This is a genomic window from Hydrocoleum sp. CS-953, from assembly GCF_002260545.1.
GTDB lineage: Bacteria > Cyanobacteriota > Cyanobacteriia > Cyanobacteriales > Microcoleaceae > Trichodesmium.
Window position 1 is genome coordinate 1 of sequence record NZ_LGSU01000326.1, and the last position, 2,747, is coordinate 2,747.

Here is a 2,747-nt window from a genome sequence, read left to right on the forward strand (position 1 = left end):
ATATAAGCTATATAGGGATTTGAAAGTTACAAAAATTAATTTTTTTCAACAAAATTTAAAACTACCTAAACCAATTCACTAAAATTTTACCCAAAAATTTCAACTTCTTCCTTTTGTGCATCTACTTCCAAAAATATTTGTTATTTCATCAAATTTTCAGAAAAATATATTGACTACTATAGATTTTATCCTGACTCCTTTGGAAGTGCAGAATGTAGGTTTAACGATTATTATAGTAGACGCCAGGTTGGTCAGGACATTCTCTCACCTCTCATCTCAAGTCTGATTAATTAGGGCTGGCTGATTAATGCTAAAACCCTTTACCTGTAAAGGCTTTAACTTTCTGAGATTCCCAAAAACTGCCCTTGTTTCAGCTTTTCACAATCAAAAAGTTAGCATAAAAGGCAGACAAGGACAGAAAAATTGAAGGACAATTCTTACCGAAAAACCAGGGTTGAAAGCCTCTCCTTTAAAGGAGAAAAAAGCGGTCGTTTTCGGCGCTTGAGCCGACATGTTTGCGGAGCATTCCGTAGGAAAGCGTCCCGGAGGGAACGGTCTTCCGAAGAGTGCAGAGCCGCTCCGCTTTATATGTTGCGGAGCAAAACGCCATATCCAATCGACCAAGAGAAGAAAAAAATTTCCCTTTTAACCAATCCTCCTCTTTTCAAGAAGAGGTAATTATTAATTGTTAATTGTTAATTATTAATTATTAATTATTAATTATTAATTATTAATTATTGAATCCTACCTCCCCTAAAATTCTCCGTTTCTACTAACTCCTAACTCCTGAGGACTGACTCCTACCCCTACTATAGAGATGAGAAAGAGCAACCCTAAACCCCACGGACTTATACCTACCCCTAGGATTTTTGTAATTTCGATTTGCACTACGACAACCCCTGGGATAGTTTAACCACCCACCACCTCTCAAAACTCTGTAGGCATAATTCCCATCTTTTTCCCATACACTACCATCCGAAGGGGCATCCCCATAATTATCATGCCAGGGATCGGCGCACCATTCCCAGACATTGCCATGAAAATCATATAACCCAAAAGCATTGGCAGAAAAACTACCTAAATCTGTTGTTTGCTCATAATAATTTTGTTCCAATGTACAAGCAAAAGCATCTTGGAAATTATAGCTAGCTAGCTCAGGTGTCAGAATATTTCCAAAGTGAAATAATGTAGTTGTCCCACCTCGACAAGCATATTCCCATTCTGCCTCTGATAGTAACCGATAAGCTCTTCCTGTCTGAGCAGATAGACGACTACAAAATTCAATTGCATCATACCAAGATACCATTTCTACTGGTCTATTTTCTCCTTTAAAGTTAGCAGGATTTTTTCCCATAATTACTTGCCATTGTGCTTGAGTAATAGGATATTTACTAATAAATAAAGGTGCTATTGTGACTGGATGTTGAGGAGTTTCTGTTTCCCATTTTTCTGTTGCTGTTTCTGGGGAACCCATCCAGAAACTATTGCCGGGAATAGATACCATTTCTAGGATAATATTATCACCAATATTTTCAATGAATTGTTGAGCTTCTCCTTGTTCTTTTATAGTCTCAGATATTTCATACCTAGAGCTAATTTTGATTGTTAAAACTTCAAATTTAAAAGTTTGCAATTCTGGTTCGGTACTCGCATCAACAGTTACTAATTCTGTACTAGAATCAAAAGTTATTAATTCTGGAGGAATGTCAGTAATTATTGGCAAAGTAGGTGGCAAGGTTGAAAGTACATTAGTCGTGAAAAATTCTTGTGGTTGTGATAATAAAGTTAACCATTCAACAACAAACTTAGGGCGTTCTTCCGGTTCTAATTTCATCCCTCTAATAATTGCATTATTTACCGAATCACTAATTTTTGAATTATATTCTTTTGGTGCTATTAATGGTATTTTTCCTTCCTGTCTAATTTTTGCAGGTGTCGGCATTTCACCTGTTAATAAAACATATAAAGTAGCAGCTAAAGCATAAATATCAGTAAAAGCTCCCCGTTTTGCTCGTCTTTCATACTGTTCAATTGGAGCAAAATATAATGTACTATCTGTTGTATGGCTTTGTACACTACCACTATCAAATTCTCGCGCCAAACCAAAATCAATTAATACCGCTTCTAAAGTATTCCGGCGAAGAATAATATTTTGAGGTTTAACATCGCGATGCAAAAATCCTTGGTTATGTACAAAAATTAGTGATTCTCCTACTTGTTTAATAATGTGTATTGCTTCACTTTCTGATATAACTCCCCCTTGCTCTTCACGATAAATTCCTAAATCATCTCCATCTATATATTCCATCACCATACACCATAATTTATTTTCTTTAAAAAGGCGATGAACTTCTACAACATTAGGATGATGACATTTTGCTAAACATAAAGCTTCATTTAAAAAATTTTCTTGGAGTTTATCAAAATTTGGTTTTCTTTGGACTCGATAATTGAGAGTTTTAATAGCAACTAATTGATTAGAGTTTTGTTCCAAAGCACGATAAGTAGTACCAAAACCTCCAATACCAAGGAGGTCTTGAATTATATATTTATTATCTTGTAGTTGTTTACCTGACTTCCAGTATTTCATATTTAGGGAATAGGGATTAATTAATAATGGATAATTGATAATGGATAATTGATAATTAATAATTACCTCATGTAAAACCATAACGGAATTGAATATCAGGAAATATATTAGCACTTTTTTTATCTAGGAAATAGAAGGCTTTAAACCTTGATTTTTC

General features: G+C 34.7%; 1 protein-coding gene. It reads right to left on the minus strand.

Features of this window, described 5'->3' with window-relative positions:
• Window positions 1-772: 772 nt before the first annotated feature.
• On the minus strand, window positions 773-2,590 hold the full coding sequence (locus AFK68_RS03015) for a bifunctional serine/threonine-protein kinase/formylglycine-generating enzyme family protein (protein WP_143437464.1): 1,818 nt from the start codon (window positions 2,588-2,590) through the stop codon (window positions 773-775).
• Between the last annotated feature and the right edge of the window lie 157 nt (window positions 2,591-2,747).